Genomic DNA, 17489 nt, shown 5'->3' on the forward strand with positions numbered 1-17489 from the left:
GCTCCGATAGGCCCAGTTCTAGACACCTCAAACTGAACACTTCTGTAACCGCACATTCATTGGAAATTCAGCTTCCGTGATGGCCGCTCTGGAATGCCCCTGTCTTTTAACGGGAAAATGACTTGCGGGCGGTGACGAAAAGGCGGATCGTCAATTGCTGTGCGGCGGGAGGTTGTCGCATGAAGAAAGCATTCAGAAACAGCTACGGACGTTCTGCGATCATTCTGCATTGGCTCATCGCCGTGTTGATCTGTGGTCTGCTTTCACTTGGTTACATCATGACGCAGCCGGATATCGATCCAGGCCTGCAATTTTCGCTTTTCCAGTGGCACAAATCATTCGGCATCTTGGTTCTGGCGCTGGCCATCACTCGTGGCGTGCATTGGTGCTTCGCGATGCCTGTCACGCCAATAGCAGAGTTGAGCCCTATCGAGCGCATTGCCTCGAGCGTTGTTCATCGATGCCTGCTCGTGCTGACACTGGCCGTGCCGCTCGCAGGGTGGGCCATCGCGTCTGTTTCCCCTCTCAATATTCCGACGTTTTTGTTCAACCTCTACGTCATTCCCGATCTTCCACTCACGCGCTCCGACCGTGCCGAAGAAGTCTGGTCAAACGTCCACGCGACCCTTGCCTATACGGTTCTTTGTCTCGTCGTGCTGCACATCGGAGCAGCGCTCTACCACCATCTCTGGAAACGGGATTCCGTATTGCTTCGGATGCTTGGCAAAAACGGACAGCGCCCCCTGGAGAAACGCCCATGAAAACCAACTTGTGTTTCCGATTGACATATACGGCCGCCGTTCTCATTTGCCTCTGCGGACAGGCGATTGCGGCAGCGCTACCGAGTTTCGACGAAGCGGCAGGGCGCTACGCGATCCAGCCATCCTCACGGATCGGTTTCACAGTCGAACAGGTTGGTGGGGGCGCCGGCATAAGGGGCACATTCGGGAAATTTTCGGGTACCTTCAATCTCCAGGCGGGCGATATAAGCCGCTCAACGGTGACGTTCACCTTGATACCGGACAGTGTCGAAACCGGCCAACAACGTATCGATACCTTCCTTAAATCAACTGCCGTCTTTGACACCGGCAGCTACGCGACCATTTCCTTCCGCTCTACCGGCATTGCTCAAACAGCGTCCGACACCGCGACCGTCACAGGAGAACTGACGGCCAAAGGTCATAAACGCACGGAGACATTCAACGTCAAACTGACCCGCTGGGACGGCGCTCGCATCGCGTTCCAGGTGACGGGTGGCGTGTTCCGCTCCAGATACGCGAAGGATGTCGGCACACCGATCTACTCCAATGTTGTGCAGTTCAACATGTCGATTGAAGGCGCGCGCCGGTAACAACGCAACCGGCCAACACCGTGGCCTTGACGAGACGCGAAGCGATACCCACCTCTTTGTCACGGTCGCCAGAACGGGGCCGTGCCATAGACCGGCCGTCGCCAGAAAGGGATGTCCGGCTTAACCGCAAACAGTCGCTCACAAGGAGGACACCATGCGTCACGTTGATTTTTCTCCCCTCTATCGTTCCACCGTCGGTTTCGACCGCCTGTTTTCGATGCTCGATGGTATCGGGCAGCCCGAAGCCGCCCAGTCCTATCCGCCCTACAATATCGAACGGACGGGTGAGAACACCTACCGTATCACGATGGCAGTTGCAGGCTTCGATGAAACCGAACTCAGCATCGAATCCCGCGCCAATGCCTTGACGGTCAAGGCGGAGAAGTCCCAGGAAGACAAGGCTGCTGAAGGGGAATTCCTCTATCGCGGCATCGCCACACGCGCCTTCGAGCGCCGCTTCCAGCTTGCCGATCACGTTGAAGTCCAGTCCGCCTCTCTCAAGAACGGCCTGCTTCATATCGATCTGGTCCGCAACATTCCCGAAGCGATGAAACCGCGCCGCATCGCGATTTCCTCTGACATCGCCGAAGCAGCGAAGACGATCGAAGCGCAGGTTACGCCGGCTCAGGTCAACTAATCCTGACGATCAGTACCTAAACGAACGGCCTCCTTGGGGAGGCCGTTTTTGTTTGCCGATCCGGAAATTCTTACCGTGATGGAGCCACAGCAGGTTCCGCGGTGACAGCCGCGGCCTTCTCATGCGCCTTGCGGGCATAACGCTGGGCAAGGACCGCGCACACCATCAACTGGATCTGGTGGAACAGCATGATCGGCAGAACAATTGCGCCGATGCTTTGACCGGCAAAAATAGCGCCTGCCATCGGCACACCGCTGGCAAGGCTCTTTTTCGAGCCGCAGAAGGTGATGGTGATTTCGTCAGCCTTGTTGAAACCCAGCAGACGGCTGCCAAACATGGTGACGCAAAGGACAATAACGAGCAGGACGATATCGATGCCGATCACGACGCCGATGTCACGCAGCGAGAATGTGTGCCAGATGCCTTCGATCACGGCGTCCGAGAAAGCAAGGTAAACAACCATGAGGATGGAACCGCGATCAACAGGCGCGAGCAGTTTCTTGCGTGCCCTGATCCAGTCGCCAATCCAGGGCTGCAAGACCTGACCGACAATAAACGGCAGCAGCAATTGCAAGAAAATCTGCAAGAATGCGTCAAACGAAAAACCACCGCCATGGCCGCCAACGGTAAACAGCAGTCCAACGAGAAGCGGTGTGAGAAACATGCCGAAAATGTTCGAGGCCGAAGCCGAGCAGATCGCCGCCGGAACATTTCCGCCTGCCATCGACGTGAAGGCGATCGACGATTGAACGGTGGAGGGCAGAACGCAAAGAAACAGGATGCCCATATAGAGCGGCGCAGGCAGGATGTCGCCTGGAATAAAGCCGATTGCCAAGCCAAGCAGCGGGAACAGGCCGAAGGTCACCAGAAGAATGGCAAGATGCAAGCGCCAGTGTAGGAGGCCGGCGATAACGACATCTCGCGAAAGACGTGCGCCATGCAGGAAAAACAGCAGTGCTATCGCAAGTTTCGTGGCCACGCCGAAGTAATCGGCGGCCTGACCGCTGACAGGCAGTATGGAGGCGAGAAGAACGGTCGCAACCAGCATCATGGTAAAGCGATCGGGAAGAAAGCGGCTCATCGGAATTCTTTCTCAGCGTATTCTACTTGAAGTGGCCAGAAGTATCGCTCATCATGAAATCAGATGCAAAGATTAACAGTTATCGTGATTTGCAATAAATGCTGAACCTCCAACATCTTGCAAGTTTTGTCATGCTCGAGCGCACCGGCAGCTTTACCCTCGCGGCAGAACGGCTAGGCATCGGACAATCCACCGTCAGCCAGCATATTCAAAGGCTTGAGGCTACGCTCGGACGCACGCTGATTGCCCGTAACACCCATCACGTGAAGCTGACCGGCGAAGGCGAGGCCCTGCTCGGTTATGCGCACAGCATGCTGGATATCGACAGCAAGGTGGCATCGTTATTTGGTGAAAGCCGTCTTCGGGGGCGATTCCGTCTTGGTGTATCCGAAGATTTCGTGGCAAGCCGGCTGACAGTTATCCTCGAGGAATTCATCCGTCTTTATCCGCTGGTGGATCTCGAACTGACGGTTTCACTGAGTGGCGTGCTCTACCAGATGCAGGATAATGGCGAACTCGATGTTGTTCTTGCCAAACGCCGGGTCGGCGACAGGCTCGGGCATTTTCTCTATCGCGAACCGCTGGTCTGGCTGGCACGCGACCCTGAGCGGGTGGTGAGCCGGCCCGACGCCCTGCCACTGATTGCCTTTCCACCCCCCAGCATCACCCGAAAAGCCGCGCAGGAAGCACTGGACGGTGCTGGCGTGGTGTGGCGTATCGTCTGCACCTGCGGAAGTTTGAGTGGTTTGACGGCGGCGGCAAGAGCAGGCATGGGCGTTCTCGTCCAACCGCGCAGCATGGCGCCCGCAGGTTTGAGAGAAATCCCCGCAGGGGTGTTGCCACCACTCGAGGACGTGGAGTTCGTGCTGCAACCAAGCAAAGGCGCTGATGGCAAGCTGGTTCAGGCGCTATCCGACCTCGTGTCCAGCAAAAGCATCGCACCCGGCAGCTTCGTCTGAAGCGTAACCGTAATGACCGCACTCTTGCGAATGCGGTAACACTTTCCAAGGGTAACCTGTCCGCCGGGACGAAAGGTGTCAGGCCGTCGGCTGTTTCGTCTTGCGCAGGTAGGGAAGAACGGTATCGAACGAACCGAAACGGGTCGTCGCATCTTCGTTCGACACTGCGGCGGTGATGATGACATCCTCCCCCTGTTGCCAGTTTGCCGGGGTTGCAACCTGGTGCTTGGCCGTAAGCTGGATGGAATCGATGGCACGCAGGATTTCGTGAAAGTTGCGGCCCGTGGTCATCGGGTAAGTGAGGATCAACTTGATCTTCTTGTCCGGGCCGATGACGTAGACGGACCGAACGGTCGCATTATCGGCAGGCGTGCGCCCCTCCGAAGACTCGCCCGCACCGGCAGGCAGCATGTCATAGAGCTTCGCAACGTTGAGATCACGGTCGCCGATCAGTGGATACTCGACGTCGAAACCCGTTGCGGTCTTGATGTCGAGCTTCCACTTTGCATGGCTATCGACCGGATCGACCGAAATTCCGATAATTTTGACACCGCGTTTTTTGAACTCGCCTTCAAGCCCGGCCACCGCACCAAGCTCTGTGGTGCAGACGGGGGTGAAGTTCTTCGGATGGGAAAACAGAACTGCCCAACCGCCACCGATCCAGTCATGGAAATGGATGGTCCCCTGGGTGGTTTCAGCCGTAAAATCCGGCGCTACATCGTTAATACGCAGGCTCACTGGTCTCTCTCCTCTTTGATTTAACATGCTGTTGGCAACAGCCTGCTTCAGCCCCAATCTTGGACGTCACCTGGCTTTCTTCAAGCAAGTTTATTCCAACATTCCAGCACTTCACGACGTTAATTTTACGAGCACGCATAAATTGTGGTCAAGGTTCTGGCATACCAGCGATTTTTTTGCTGGCTGACGCCCCAGAACGGGGATGTGCAACACCTTTGGCCTCGACACATCATCCGAAGGTATGAGCAATCCTTATGTTTTCCTTATGTCGCCCATATGGATTCCCAATCGAACCTTGACGCAGATCAGGCCTAGATTTCGCTCCTGAATTCACAGGAGAAACGGAAATGTCCGACTTCATCTTCACTCTGGCAGGCGTGGGAATACTCATCCTGTTCGCGCTTTATGCCCGCGCGCTCAACCGGCTGTGAGGCAACCCATGATCGAACCCTTGATCGGCCTCGCCGTCGCTGCGGCACTCGCCATTTATCTCGTCGTGACGCTGTTGCGTCCCGAACGCTTCTGACCCTTCGGGAGAACCCCCATGACTATTATCGGGTGGCTACAGATCAGCCTCCTTTTTCTTGCCGTGCTCGTTATCGTCAAACCGCTTGGCCTTTACATGGCGAAAGTATTTTCCGGTGACAGAACATTTCTTTCTCCTCTTTTCACGCCCGTTGAACGCGGCCTTTATCTGCTCGCTGGCGTAAGCCCGAAGAAGGAGCAGAACTGGCTGGGCTATACACTTTCAATGCTTGCCTTTTCGATCGCAGGTTTTGTCGTGCTTTACGCCATTCTGCGCCTTCAAGCGTTTTTGCCGCTCAATCCGCAGGGCTTTGCCAACGTCCCCTCTGATCTCGCCTTCAACACCGCCGTCAGCTTCGTGACCAATACGAACTGGCAGAATTATGCGGGCGAAACGACGATGAGCCATTTCAGCCAGATGGCAGGCCTGACCGTTCAGAACTTTCTGTCTGCGGCTGTTGGCATGGCAATGGCAATTGCCCTGACGCGCGCTTTCGCACGCTCTCAGTCGGCAACGCTTGGCAATTTCTGGGTCGATATGACCCGTGCCACGCTCTACATCCTTTTGCCTCTCGCCTTCATCGTTGGCATCGCTTTCGTTGCCATGGGCCTGCCGCAGACCCTCGATGCAAGCGTCACCGCAACCACGCTGGAAGGCGCTCAGCAGGTCATTTCGCTTGGGCCGGTCGCAAGCCAGGAAGCCATCAAACAGCTCGGCACCAACGGCGGTGGTTTCTTCAACGTCAACGCAGCCCATCCTTTTGAAAATCCAACGGCATTCGCCAACTACCTGAACATTTTCGCGATGTTGTCGATTTCGGCAGCATTGGTCTACACCTTCGGCCAGATGGTCGGTAACCGCAAGCAGGGTTGGGTGCTGTTGTCTGCCATGGCGATCCTGCTCGTCGCAGGCGTGGCCGTCGTCTACTGGGCGGAATCCTCCGGCAACTCCATTCTCACCGCTCTTGGCGTCGATGCGGCGCAGGGGAACATGGAAGGCAAGGAAATCCGCTTTGGCCAAGCCATGACGGCGCTCTATGCCGCTGTTACGACCGGTCTTTCGGATGGTGGTGTCAACGGCATGCACGGCTCCTTCACCGGTCTTGGCGGTCTGGTGCCGATGTTCCTGATCCAGCTGGGTGAAATCCTGCCGGGCGGTGTCGGCTCCGGTCTTTACGGCATGCTGGTCTTTGCGCTGCTTTCGGTTTTCGTTGCAGGCCTCATGGTCGGCCGTACACCGGAGTTTCTTGGCAAAAAGATCGAAAGCCGGGAAATGAAATATGCCATGCTGGCAGTCCTCATTCTGCCGGTTGCAATCCTTGGCTTTACTGCAGTTTCCGCTGTCCTGCCGTCGGCTGTCGCCAGTATCGGCACCGCTGGTCCGCACGGCCTGTCGGAAATCCTCTACGCCTTCACCTCCGCAACCGGCAACAACGGCTCGGCTTTCGGTGGTCTGAGCGGCAACACGCCCTGGTATAACACGACGCTTGGCATCGCCATGCTGCTCGGCCGCTTTGCCTATGCCGTCCCGGTCATGGCCATCGCCGGCTCTCTTGCAGCAAAGGTCCGCGTTCCCGCCTCCAGCGGCACGTTCCCGACCGATGGCCCACTTTTCGTCGGCCTTCTCATCGGCATCATTCTTATCCTCGGCGGGCTGCAATTCTTCCCGGCGCTCGCACTCGGCCCCATTGTCGAACATTTCGCGATGCTGGCCGGCCAGACGTTCTAAAGGACAGTCAACATGTCTCACAAACCCGCAAAACCGGGCCTTTTCGATCCGGCCATTTTGGTGCCGGCCACAAAAAATGCGTTCGTGAAACTCGATCCGCGCCAACTCGTGCGCAACCCCGTCATCTTCGTCACCGAAGCCGTAGCCGCCATGGTAACCGTCTTCTTCCTTCGGGATCTTGTGGCGAACACCGGCAATGCCGGCTTCTCGGGCCAGATCGCCGCATGGCTTTGGTTCACGGTTCTTTTCGCCACCTTTGCTGAGGCGGTGGCGGAAGGTCGTGGCCGCGCCCAGGCTGACAGCCTGAAACGGACCCGTTCCGATCTGACTGCCCGACGCGTCGCCGCAAACGGCAAGGAAGAGACCATTGCAGCCACCATGCTCAAGGTCGGCGATCTCGTTGTCGTCGATGCCGGTGAACTTATCCCCGGTGACGGCGAGGTCATCGAGGGTGTCGCTTCCGTCAACGAAAGCGCCATTACCGGTGAATCCGCTCCTGTGATCCGCGAATCCGGCGGCGATCGGTCGGCTGTAACTGGCGGTACGCAGGTTCTCTCCGACCAGCTCACCATCCGTATCACCACCCCGCCCGGCGCAAGCTTCGTGGATCGCATGATTGCGTTGATTGAAGGCGCGGAGCGCCAGAAGACCCCGAACGAGATCGCATTGTCGATCCTGCTGTCGGGTCTGACGCTGATCTTCCTGATCGTCGTCGTAACCATCTGGGGTCTTGCCGGTTACTCCGGTACCGTACTCTCGGTGACAGTCCTAGCGGCTCTCCTCGTCACCCTTATCCCGACAACCATCGGCGGACTTCTGTCTGCCATCGGTATTGCCGGGATGGATCGACTGGTCCGTTTCAACGTGATCGCCACGTCCGGTCGCGCCGTCGAAGCTGCTGGCGACGTCGACACGCTGCTGCTCGACAAGACCGGCACGATCACCTTCGGCAACCGCATGGCAGCAGACTTCATTCCTGCCCCTGGCGTCACCCAGCAACAGGTCGCCGAAGCCGCCTTGCTTGCCAGCCTCTCGGATGAAACGCCGGAAGGCCGCTCCATCGCCGCCCTCGCAACGGGTGAGTTTGGCCTGGCCGCACCGAAAGTGACGGTCGATGCGACAATTCCCTTTACCGCGCAGACACGCCTTTCCGGTATCGACATGGGCTCGCATCGACTGCGCAAGGGTGCGATCGATGCCATCCTGAAATTCGCAGGCGTCTCGGACAAGAACGTGCCTGCCGAATTCAGCCAGGCTGTCGAAAAGATCGCACGGACTGGCGGCACGCCGCTTGGCGTCGCTGATGGAAACCGTCTGATCGGTGTCATTCATCTCAAGGACGTCGTAAAGCCAGGCATCAAGGAACGCTTCGCAGCACTGCGTGCCATGGGCATTCGAACCGTGATGGTCACCGGCGACAACCCGGTCACGGCAGCCGCTATCGCATCCGAAGCCGGTGTCGATGACTACCTCGCCGAGGCAACGCCGGAAGACAAGCTCGCTTACATCCGTCGTGAGCAGCAAGGCGGCCGACTGATCGCCATGTGCGGTGATGGCACCAACGACGCACCCGCACTGGCGCAGGCCGATGTTGGCGTTGCGATGCAGACAGGAACCCAGGCAGCTCGCGAAGCCGCCAACATGGTGGACCTCGATTCCAGCCCGACAAAGCTGATCGAGATCGTTGAAATCGGCAAGCAATTGCTGATGACACGTGGCTCGCTGACGACCTTCTCGATCGCCAATGACGTCGCCAAGTATTTCGCGATCATTCCGGCCCTGTTCGTTGCGACCTACCCGGCCCTCAGCGCCCTGAACATCATGGGGCTTGCCTCGCCGCAATCGGCAATCCTGTCTGCGGTCATCTTCAACGCGTTGATCATCATCGCGCTGATCCCGCTGGCACTCAAAGGCGTGGCCTATCGCCCTGCCGGCGCCGCGTCTCTCCTGCGCCGCAATCTCTTCATCTACGGACTTGGCGGCCTCGTCCTGCCATTTGCCGGAATCAAGATCATCGATATCGCCGTTTCGGCGCTGCATCTGGTGTAATCATGCTGAACCAACTTCGCCCCGCATTCGTTCTTATTGTCATCCTGACAGCTCTGACCGGCCTTGGCTTTCCGCTTGCCGTAACGGGTATTGCACAGGCACTTCTGCCTGGGCAGGCCAACGGCACGTTGATCTACCGCGGCGACACGCTCGTTGGCTCCGCCTTGATCGGTCAGAACTTTTCATCCGACCGTTACTTCTGGCCGCGCCCTTCCGCAACCGGGCCGGATGCCTACAATGCATCCGCTTCATCCGGCTCCAACCTCGGAACGACCTCGGTCAAGCTGCGTGATCGCGTCGCCGCCGATGTCGAACGCCTCAAGACCGCTGGTATGGAAACCATACCCGCCGATGCCGTCACCACATCCGGTTCCGGCCTTGACCCGCACATCTCACCTGAGTTTGCCGACGCCCAGATCATTCGTGTTGCAACGGCACGGAACATCATGCCCGAAACCCTTCGCACGATGGTTCAAGATCATACGGAAAACCGGACTTTTGGAATTGTCGGCGAACCACGTGTGAATGTGCTAGAGCTCAATCTCGCGCTGGATGCGCTCAAGAGCTGATACGGATGCCATCGAACGAACGAGACGACACAAATCGCCCCGATCCGGATGCGTTGCTTGCCCTGGCGGAGAAAGACCGCCGGGGCAAGCTCACGATTTTTCTGGGAGCCGCACCCGGCGTCGGCAAGACCTATGCGATGCTGAACCGTGCCCAGCGCCTGAAGCGTGAGGGCACGGATATCGTTGCCGGCCTGGTGGAAACGCATGAGCGAAACGAGACATCTGCCCTGCTGGACGGTCTGGAAATCTTGCCACGTATCGCCGTTTCCTACCGCGGCAAATCGCTTGAAGAGTTCGATCTCGACGCCGCGCTGGCACGTCGGCCAAGCATCATCATCGTCGATGAACTGGCTCACTCCAACCCGGAGGGCTTTCGTCATCCGAAACGCTACCAGGACATAGAGGAGCTGATTGCCGCCGGAATCGACGTCTGGACGGCGCTTAATATCCAGCATCTGGAAAGCCTGTCTGATCTCGTCGCGCAGATCACCGGTGTCAACGTGCGAGAGCGCGTTCCCGACACGGTATTGAAACGCGCTGATGATGTATTGCTGGTGGACCTGCCGCCAGCCGAACTCATTACCCGGCTACAGGAAGGTAAGGTCTACTTGCCTGCGAGCGCGCGGCGTGCCGCCGACCGCTTTTTCCGTCTTGGAAATCTCACCGCGCTCCGTGAACTGGCCCTGCGGCGCACCGCCGACCGCGTCGACGACCAGATGATCGACTATCTGCGCCAGAACGCCATTGAAGGTCCCTGGGCGACCGGCGAGCGTCTTCTCGTGTGTATCGGGCCAGATGCCCTGTCCGAAAAGGTGGTGCGTGTCGCAAGCCGTCTCGCCTCCGGCCTTAACGCACCATGGGTAGTCGTCAGCATTTCACGCGACGACCGCGAAACCATGGACGAGGAGGGTTTGCGCCGGATCGACGAAACCTTTCGTCTGGCCGAAAAGCTTGGCGCCGAGACAAAGCGCATCACAGGCAACGATTTCGTCACGGAAATTCTCAAACTCGCACGGCGTGAACATGCGACGCAGATCGTCATCGGATCGCAAAAGCGCGGCTGGCTGCGCCTTCCCTTCCGCACACGCCTGGCCGATGCCCTGACACGCGAAGCAAGCGGCATTGGCCTTCATCTCGTGACGGCAGATGAAAAAGCGGTTGCGAAAACGCCGCCGAAACGGGTCCGGCTGCGGATTTCCTCGCTTGCCAGACCATTCGGCATCGCTGCACTGTCTGTCCTGCCGGCAATTGCAGTCGGCACGATCATGGATCGTCTCGTTTATCTGCCGAATGTCTCGCTGCTCTTCCTGCTCGCCGTTCTTTGCGCTGCGACCTATGCCGGCTTCACTGCGGCCATATTTGCCGCCCTGTTGTCGGCCCTCGGCTACAATTTCTTCTTCATCACGCCGCGCTACAACTTTACCATCGCCGCACCGCACGAGGTGTTTGCCCTTTTCGTTTTCATCGCCGCAGCGATTTTGGCCGGCAGTCTCGCTTCGCGTATCCGCGAACAGGCCAACATGGCGCGTTCGCGTGCGACGGCCATGCAGGCACTCTACGACTTTGCCCGCAAACTTTCCGGAACTGCCGATGTGGACGAAGTGCTCTGGGCGTCCGTGACGCAATTGCAGGCGGGCATCCGCCGCAACGTCGTGCTACTGCTGCCACAGAACGACACACTGGACACCGCCGCCGCGTGGCCACCGGACACCGAACTCGGCGTCACGGAAATTGCCGCTGCGCGATGGGCCAACGAGCGCAAGGAACCGGCAGGCTCAGGCACCGGCACCTTGCCCAATTGCAGATTCCAGTTCAGGCCGCTGACAAGTCCGCATGGTGTGGTCGGTGTCTGCGGTTACGAAGTCGGTGACGAACCGCTCGACTCCAATGCTGAAAGGATGTTGTCCGCCATCATCGACCAGACCGCGACAGCCATTGACCGCGCCCGCCTCTCCTCAGAAAGTGCCGAGCAGGCTGCAAGGCTGGAAAACGAACGCTACCGGGAGGCTCTGTTGTCTTCCATTTCGCATGACCTGCGCACACCCCTGGCAACAATCACCGGTGCCGTCACGAGCCTACGCGAACTGGGTGATCGAATGCCGCCGGAAAGCCGCGACGATCTTCTCCAGTCCATTGAAGAAGAAGGCGCGAGGCTGACGCGCTTCGTCGCCAATCTTCTCGACATGACCAGAATAACCGCAGGCACCCTCAAGGCCAAACGCGAATGGGTGGATGTGAGCGATGTCGTGCGTCTGGCAACTGAACGGGCGCGCAAATATTTCCCTGCACAGGCATTTGAAACCGGCATTGCAACGGATCTACCGTTGCTGCGCGGTGACAGTGTTCTGCTCGAGCAGGTCCTTTTCAATCTGCTGGACAATGCCGCCAAATATGGAGGCGGAGAACCCGTCAACATTTACGCGCGCAAGGACGGCAGGGAGCTGATAATTTCTGTTACGGACCTTGGCAAAGGGATTCCGACGGCCGATCTGGACCGTATCTTTGAAAAGTTCTATCGACGTTCCAAATCGGATGGTCGCGCACCTGGCACGGGCCTTGGTCTCTCCATCGCGCGTGGCTTCATCGAAGCGATGGGTGGGCGTATCCATGCTGAAAGCCCGGCCGTTCGCAAGCGGGGCACACGTATCGTCATGCGTTTCCCGATCGAGGAAAAGCAGGCGGACAAGGGAACATCATGACGTTAGGACGGATTCTTGTTGTCGATGACGAGCCTCAGATCAGGCGCTTTCTGCGTCCAGCCCTTGCTGCGGCTGGGTACGAGGTGATCGAAGCCGAAAATGGCACCGATGCCCTGAAGGCTGTTGCGACTGCTGCACCGCAGATCGTCATTCTCGATCTTGGATTGCCCGATATGGATGGCAAGGATGTCATTGCCAGCCTGCGTGGCTGGTCGAGCATTCCGATCATCATCCTGTCGGCCCGTGATCGCGAAACAGAAAAGATCGCCGCACTCGATCTTGGTGCCGACGATTACATCGAAAAGCCTTTCGGGATCGGCGAATTGACCGCACGCATCCGCACGGCGATGCGTCATCGCGGCAATACAAGTGCGGCGCTCACCGTCGTCCACGCAGACGGGCTGAAGATCGATGTGGTGCAGCGGATCGTTTCTCGCGACGGCAATCCGATACGCCTGACACCGAAAGAATACGACCTTCTGGTTCTCCTTGCGCACCATGCCGGGCGCGTGGTCACCCATCGCATCCTGCTGACCTCCGTATGGGGACCAGCCCATGGCGAAGACTTGCACTATCTGCGCGTTTTCATTGGTCAGTTACGGCAAAAGATAGAACGCGACCCGACCCAGCCGAAAATTGTGCAGACGGAACCCGGTGTCGGCTACCGGCTCATCGTTGATACGGATGGCGCGTAGACGAGGTCATCTTCCGCTACGGCGGAGACGTATTCTGACTCAGGTGTCTGCCGAGGGCCTTCGGAAGCAGCGATTGTCGCACCGAACGCATCACCAACGCCTATCAGAATGGGCTCGTTCACACCCAGCGTTTCAACGGCCGTGGCCAGCTGAGCCAAAGTTCCTTTCCAACGCTTTTCATTGACGCGGCTGACCGATGTCATAATGGCAACTGGCGTCGACGCTGGCATGCCGTGCAGCAAAAGTGCACTCTGGATATCTCCAGCCGTGCGGCCACCCATGTAAAAAACAGTCGTGACAGAAGGATCGGAAAGCGACTTCCAGTCCAGACTATCGGGCAACTTGCCCTGTCTCGAATGTCCAGTCACGAAGCGGACAGACTGCGCGTGATCGCGGTGCGTCAGAGACACGCCGAGACGTGAAGCCATGGCGCTGGCCGCCGTAATGCCGGGTACAATCTCGACCGGTATGTTCTCGGCCTGTAGCGCGGCGATCTCTTCGCCCGCACGTCCGAAGATCATCGGGTCGCCGGATTTCAGTCGCACCACCCGTTTTCCCGTCTTTGCAAGCCGGATCATCGTTGCGTTGATGTCTTCCTGCTTGCAGCTTTCGCGGCCGCCACGCTTGCCCACCAGCATGCGCTTCGCCTCCCGGCGTGCCAGTTCCAGAACATCGTCGGACACAAGATCATCAAAAAGAATGACGTCGGCAGCCTGCAGAGCGCGCACCGCTTTCAAGGTGAGAAGTTCGGCATCTCCCGGTCCGGCGCCCACCAGGGTCACATGCCCACAGGATGGTCTGATAGCACGCGTCTTGCTTTCGATCTCATTCAGCAGCCGCCCTTCGACGGCCGGATCTGGCTTTTCGGTAAAAGCCAGGTCGACAAATTTCTCCCAGAAAGTCCGCCGCGCGCCACCCGGCGCAAATCGCAAATTGACGCGATCGCGGATCGTATGAGCAAGTCTACCCCATTCCTTGAGCGTTCCGGGTAACAGAGTTTCGATACGTCGGCGGATCGCCTGTGCCAAAATAGGTGCGGCGCCATCTGTCGAGATCGACACCACCACCGGGGAACGGTTGACGATAGAGCCGAACTGGAACTGACAGAACTGTGGCTTGTCGATAACGTTGACCGGTACACCTGCCTTGCGCGCCGCAACGTAGAAAGATTTGGCCTCCGCGTCCGTTTCGCAATCAGCCAGTGCCAGTTCAGCACCGTCGAATATACTTTCATCCCAATGGTGAGCGTGCAACGTCATGGTCGGTGTTGCGGCGATCAACGCTGCGAAGGTCTCAGACAACTCGGACTGCTCGCAATGAACATGAACCTCTGCACCGCAGGCGCTAAGAAGCTCCGCCTTCCATGCCGCCCCATCCGAGCCACCCGCCAGGACAGCGCGCTTGCCTTCCAACCCCCAAAATACTGGAAGCTTGGCGAGTTTTTCCATGCGAGCCGGCTCATTCCGCTGCAGTTTTAAGGCATCCATCGATGATCCCCCTGATCTCGGCGCGGCATGAGCCGCAATTTGTTCCTGCGCTCAACGTCTTGCCGATGGCCTCGACCGTGTGGCAGCCGTCCCGGATGGCGGCGGTAATCTGATTGACGCCAACGCTAAAGCAGGAGCAGACGGTGGCACCCGGGTCAGGCCTGCCAGCGCCTGGACGTCCGGCAATCAGGGCGAAACGCATACGCAGGTCTTCATGGCGCGTGGTGAGCTGCGAGATTGCCCAATTACGGGCAACGGCGACCGGGCTCTTTGCGATGAAAAGCGCTGCGAGCAGCGTCTCCCCATCAAAAAACGCGAGCCTGATATCGCCGGTCTGACGGTCGTTATAACCGAGGGGTTCAATTCTGGAGTCGATACCAAAAGCTGAGCGCGCCCAGGCGGTCCAGTCTTCCGGCAGACCTTCAAAAGCGAGCTCCATGCGATGCCCGCCATCCGCTTTTGCGACGGCCCAATAACGACAATCCAATGTCTTTGGATGGGCGCGGGAAATCGCAAAGCCGTAAGCGGCAGGCTCGAAACGAGAAGCCTTCACCGCCACGTTTTTCGAAGCGGGCTGACCGGAGTGCGGATCGGTGACCGCTGGAACGAGCGTATCGATACGTGCCAGAGAGGCGAACTGATCGTTCCAGTGCATGGGTGCGAAGACAGAGCCACGCGCCTGGCGATCGCTGACCAACGCACGCAACAGCACCGTACCTTGCGGGCTTTGCAACATGACCAGGTCGGCACTTGCAATGCCGAGTGATTGCGCGTCGCGGGGATGCATCTCGACGAAGGGTTCGGCAATATGCGCCGTCAACCGTGCGCTTTTGCCGGTACGTGTCATCGTGTGCCACTGGTCTCTGATACGGCCAGTGTTCAAAGTCAGAGGATAATCTGCGCAAGCAGTTCGCCGCTCCGGCAGGACCGTCGGAATAAAGCGCGCCTTGCCGTCGGCGTGAAAAAACCGGCCCTCCGCAAAAAACCGTTTTTCGACGGCATCCGATCCCTTTGCTTTTGGCCATTGGAAGGGAAGCATCCGGTCGTAGGAAACCGGATCGATGCCGTCGCACGACCCGATATCGAAATCGCGTTGGCCGTCGTTTTCAAACGCCGAAAGTGCGGCGTGCTCACTGAAAACCGCCGCTGGATGCGAGAACGAAAAGGCCTGCTCATAGCCCATACGGCGGCCGACTTCGGCCAGTTGCCACCAGTCGGCTCTCGCCTCCCCGGCAGGTTCGAGAAAGGCACGCTGGCGGGAAATACGCCGTTCGGAGTTTGTGACCGTGCCATCCTTTTCGCCCCAGCCGAGAGAAGGCAACAGCACATGGGCATGGCGCGCCGTGTCCGTCGTCTCCATGATCTCAGAAACGACGACGAACGGACATTGGGCGATCGCCGCCTCGACAAAGGAGGCATCCGGCATGGAGACGACCGGATTGGTAGCCATGATCCAGAGCGCTTTCACACGTCCGTCCCGCACGGCCTGAAACAGATCGACTGCCTTCAACCCAGGCTTTTCTGCAATGACGGGAGAGCTCCAGAAGCGCTGTACACGATCGCGATCCTGCGGATTTTCGATGGCCATGTGCGCAGCGAGCATATTGGCGAGCCCGCCGACCTCACGGCCACCCATGGCATTCGGCTGACCGGTCAGTGAGAACGGTCCCATGCCGGGTCGGCCGATCCGACCCGTCGCCAAGTGGCAGTTGATGATGGCGTTGACCTTGTCGGTGCCAGAGGCCGATTGGTTGACGCCCTGGCTGTAGCACGTAATGACCTTTTCGGTTGCCTCGAACAGTTCATAGAAATGGAGGAGTTCGGGTAGCATCAACCCGGTCGCTTCCGCGATCTCACCGAGCTCGTATGCGTTTGCGGTGTCGACCGCGGTGGCAAAGCCCGCCGTATGGCGACCGACATAAACGTCATCAACCGAAGAACCGGCCGCGAGATATGCCAACAGACCGGCAAAAAGCGCCACATCGCCATCGGGGCGAACAGCAAGGTGCATATCGGCAATATCCACCGTCATCGTCCGACGCGGATCAATCACCACGACCTTCATGTCCGGTCGCGCGGCTTTTGCGGCTGCAAGCCTCTGGTACAGAACAGGATGACACCATGCCAGATTGGAGCCGGTGAGGATGACCAGATCTGCCAGCTCCAGATCTTCATAGGTGCCGGGAACCGTATCCGCCCCGAAGGCACGGCGGTGTCCGGCGACCGATGACGACATGCAGAGCCGCGAATTGGTGTCGATGTTCGCGGAACCGATGAAACCCTTCATCAGCTTGTTGGCGAGGTAATAATCCTCCGTCAGCAACTGACCGGAGACGTAAAAAGCAACCGCCTCAGGTCCATGTTCCGAGATGATTTGCGAAAAGCGGGAAGCAACGAGGTCAAGCGCTTCATTCCATCCTGTTCTACGACCGGCCACCGAGGGATAGAGCAGTCGCCCTTCCAGATCGAGGGTCTCAGCAAGAGCGGAGCCCTTGGAGCAGAGCCGGCCGAGATTGGCCGGATGCTCAGGATCTCCCTTGACTGAAACAGCACCGCCGTCCGAAACGGTCGCGACAACGCCGCAACCGACACCACAATAGGGACAGGTGGTCTTGACGTCTTTTGCCATGTTCACTCCGCCGCCATCATCAAAGCCTCGATCGCGATCGAAAGTTGGCCGTCGAGATTGCGGACCGGAACCGTTTTCACCTCGCCCTCATCAGCCCCCAGCGCCTTTCCGGTTTCCAGCGAAATGACCCAGTTGTGCAGCGGGCAGGTTACAGAAGCGCCGTGCACGATCCCCTGAGACAGTGGCCCGCCCTTGTGCGGGCAATGGTCTTCAATGGCGAAGACCTGATCGTCTGCCGTGCGGAATACGGCGATCTTGCCCATGGGGGTTTTCACACATCGTGCGCCGCGAAGCGGAATGTCTGAGATGTGGCCGATATCGATCCAGTTTCTGTCCATCTG

The 17489-nt window shown here is 58.4% G+C and carries 15 protein-coding genes; 10 read left to right on the forward strand and 5 right to left on the reverse strand.

Going from position 1 to position 17489, the window contains the following annotated elements; translation table 11 throughout:
* Window positions 1-179: 179 nt before the first annotated feature.
* The 3 genes from HWX89_RS08335 to HWX89_RS08345 all read left to right on the forward strand — a co-directional run bounded on the left by HWX89_RS08335 (window position 180) and on the right by HWX89_RS08345 (window position 1988).
* Complete coding sequence (locus HWX89_RS08335; protein WP_138791960.1) at window positions 180-761, forward strand: cytochrome b; 582 nt, start codon at window positions 180-182, stop codon at window positions 759-761.
* The gene (locus HWX89_RS08340) at window positions 758-1351 is read left to right on the forward strand and encodes a YceI family protein (RefSeq protein WP_138791959.1); all 594 of its coding nucleotides are present in this window, start codon (window positions 758-760) and stop codon (window positions 1349-1351) included. The genes HWX89_RS08335 and HWX89_RS08340 overlap by 4 nt, the downstream gene beginning before the upstream one ends.
* Window positions 1352-1505: 154 nt before the next feature.
* Window positions 1506-1988 carry an Hsp20 family protein gene (locus tag HWX89_RS08345; protein ID WP_138791958.1) on the forward strand — a complete coding sequence of 161 codons (483 nt, stop codon included), beginning with the start codon at window positions 1506-1508 and terminating at the stop codon, window positions 1986-1988.
* Between the two features lie 70 nt (window positions 1989-2058).
* On the opposite strand, the gene HWX89_RS08350 is transcribed toward HWX89_RS08345, so the two are convergent.
* Window positions 2059-3069 carry a bile acid:sodium symporter family protein gene (locus tag HWX89_RS08350; protein ID WP_138791957.1) on the reverse strand — a complete coding sequence of 337 codons (1011 nt, stop codon included), beginning with the start codon at window positions 3067-3069 and terminating at the stop codon, window positions 2059-2061.
* Between the two features lie 98 nt (window positions 3070-3167).
* On the opposite strand from HWX89_RS08350, the gene HWX89_RS08355 reads away from it, so the two are divergent.
* Window positions 3168-4028, forward strand: coding sequence for a LysR family transcriptional regulator (locus tag HWX89_RS08355; protein ID WP_138791956.1), 861 nt, complete (start codon window positions 3168-3170; stop codon window positions 4026-4028).
* Window positions 4029-4106: 78 nt separating this feature from the next.
* On the opposite strand, the gene HWX89_RS08360 is transcribed toward HWX89_RS08355, so the two are convergent.
* Window positions 4107-4766, reverse strand: coding sequence for a peroxiredoxin (locus tag HWX89_RS08360; protein ID WP_138791955.1), 660 nt, complete (start codon window positions 4764-4766; stop codon window positions 4107-4109).
* Between the two features lie 439 nt (window positions 4767-5205).
* On the opposite strand from HWX89_RS08360, the gene kdpF reads away from it, so the two are divergent.
* Genes kdpF through HWX89_RS08390 form a run of 6 tightly spaced genes read left to right on the forward strand, consistent with a single transcriptional unit; the run spans window position 5206 to window position 13032 of the window.
* The gene (gene kdpF / locus HWX89_RS26515) at window positions 5206-5292 is read left to right on the forward strand and encodes a K(+)-transporting ATPase subunit F (protein ID WP_138792259.1); all 87 of its coding nucleotides are present in this window, start codon (window positions 5206-5208) and stop codon (window positions 5290-5292) included.
* A gap of 18 nt (window positions 5293-5310) precedes the next feature.
* Entirely contained in the window at window positions 5311-7020 is a 1710-nt protein-coding gene (kdpA, locus tag HWX89_RS08370; protein WP_138791954.1) for a potassium-transporting ATPase subunit KdpA, read from the forward strand.
* 12 nt (window positions 7021-7032) lie between these two features.
* Complete coding sequence (gene kdpB, locus HWX89_RS08375) at window positions 7033-9069, forward strand: potassium-transporting ATPase subunit KdpB (RefSeq protein WP_138791953.1); 2037 nt, start codon at window positions 7033-7035, stop codon at window positions 9067-9069.
* Window positions 9070-9071: 2 nt separating this feature from the next.
* A complete protein-coding gene (gene kdpC / locus HWX89_RS08380) occupies window positions 9072-9638 on the forward strand; it encodes a potassium-transporting ATPase subunit KdpC (protein WP_138791952.1) in 567 nt (188 codons plus the stop codon).
* Between the two features lie 5 nt (window positions 9639-9643).
* The gene (locus HWX89_RS08385) at window positions 9644-12337 is read left to right on the forward strand and encodes an ATP-binding protein (RefSeq protein WP_138791951.1); all 2694 of its coding nucleotides are present in this window, start codon (window positions 9644-9646) and stop codon (window positions 12335-12337) included.
* The gene (locus tag HWX89_RS08390; RefSeq protein ID WP_138791950.1) at window positions 12334-13032 is read left to right on the forward strand and encodes a response regulator; all 699 of its coding nucleotides are present in this window, start codon (window positions 12334-12336) and stop codon (window positions 13030-13032) included. Before HWX89_RS08385 ends, HWX89_RS08390 begins: the two co-directional genes overlap by 4 nt.
* Here the strand turns inward: HWX89_RS08390 and cysG are convergent.
* Genes cysG through nirD form a run of 3 tightly spaced genes read right to left on the reverse strand, consistent with a single transcriptional unit; the run spans window position 12999 to window position 17486 of the window.
* Window positions 12999-14519, reverse strand: a complete 1521-nt coding sequence (gene cysG, locus HWX89_RS08395; RefSeq protein WP_178340664.1) for a siroheme synthase CysG — start codon at window positions 14517-14519, stop codon at window positions 12999-13001. The two genes, HWX89_RS08390 and cysG, sit on opposite strands and share 34 nt — an antisense overlap.
* Window positions 14491-17148, reverse strand: coding sequence for a nitrate reductase (locus HWX89_RS08400; protein WP_138791949.1), 2658 nt, complete (start codon window positions 17146-17148; stop codon window positions 14491-14493). The genes cysG and HWX89_RS08400 overlap by 29 nt, the downstream gene beginning before the upstream one ends.
* A 2-nt stretch (window positions 17149-17150) precedes the next feature.
* Window positions 17151-17486 (reverse strand): nitrite reductase small subunit NirD, encoded by a 336-nt coding sequence (gene nirD / locus HWX89_RS08405; RefSeq protein WP_138791948.1) that lies wholly within the window; start codon window positions 17484-17486, stop codon window positions 17151-17153.
* Window positions 17487-17489: the final 3 nt, after the last annotated feature.

This window comes from Rhizobium sp. RM (genome assembly GCF_013390595.1).
Lineage (GTDB): Bacteria > Pseudomonadota > Alphaproteobacteria > Rhizobiales > Rhizobiaceae > Agrobacterium.

Excerpts from the sequence above, each read along its gene's own strand:
- HWX89_RS08335 (WP_138791960.1), top strand. The coding sequence starts at position 180 with ATGAAGAAAGCATTCAGAAACAGCTACGGACGTTCTGCGATCATTCTG.
- HWX89_RS08340 (WP_138791959.1), top strand. The coding sequence starts at position 758 with ATGAAAACCAACTTGTGTTTCCGATTGACATATACGGCCGCCGTTCTC.
- HWX89_RS08345 (WP_138791958.1), top strand. The coding sequence starts at position 1,506 with ATGCGTCACGTTGATTTTTCTCCCCTCTATCGTTCCACCGTCGGTTTC.
- HWX89_RS08350 (WP_138791957.1), bottom strand. The coding sequence starts at position 3,069 with ATGAGCCGCTTTCTTCCCGATCGCTTTACCATGATGCTGGTTGCGACC.
- HWX89_RS08355 (WP_138791956.1), top strand. The coding sequence starts at position 3,168 with ATGCTGAACCTCCAACATCTTGCAAGTTTTGTCATGCTCGAGCGCACC.
- kdpF (WP_138792259.1), top strand. The coding sequence starts at position 5,206 with ATGATCGAACCCTTGATCGGCCTCGCCGTCGCTGCGGCACTCGCCATT.
- kdpA (WP_138791954.1), top strand. The coding sequence starts at position 5,311 with ATGACTATTATCGGGTGGCTACAGATCAGCCTCCTTTTTCTTGCCGTG.
- kdpB (WP_138791953.1), top strand. The coding sequence starts at position 7,033 with ATGTCTCACAAACCCGCAAAACCGGGCCTTTTCGATCCGGCCATTTTG.
- kdpC (WP_138791952.1), top strand. The coding sequence starts at position 9,072 with ATGCTGAACCAACTTCGCCCCGCATTCGTTCTTATTGTCATCCTGACA.
- HWX89_RS08385 (WP_138791951.1), top strand. The coding sequence starts at position 9,644 with ATGCCATCGAACGAACGAGACGACACAAATCGCCCCGATCCGGATGCG.
- HWX89_RS08390 (WP_138791950.1), top strand. The coding sequence starts at position 12,334 with ATGACGTTAGGACGGATTCTTGTTGTCGATGACGAGCCTCAGATCAGG.
- cysG (WP_178340664.1), bottom strand. The coding sequence starts at position 14,519 with ATGGATGCCTTAAAACTGCAGCGGAATGAGCCGGCTCGCATGGAAAAA.
- HWX89_RS08400 (WP_138791949.1), bottom strand. The coding sequence starts at position 17,148 with ATGGCAAAAGACGTCAAGACCACCTGTCCCTATTGTGGTGTCGGTTGC.
- nirD (WP_138791948.1), bottom strand. The coding sequence starts at position 17,486 with ATGGACAGAAACTGGATCGATATCGGCCACATCTCAGACATTCCGCTT.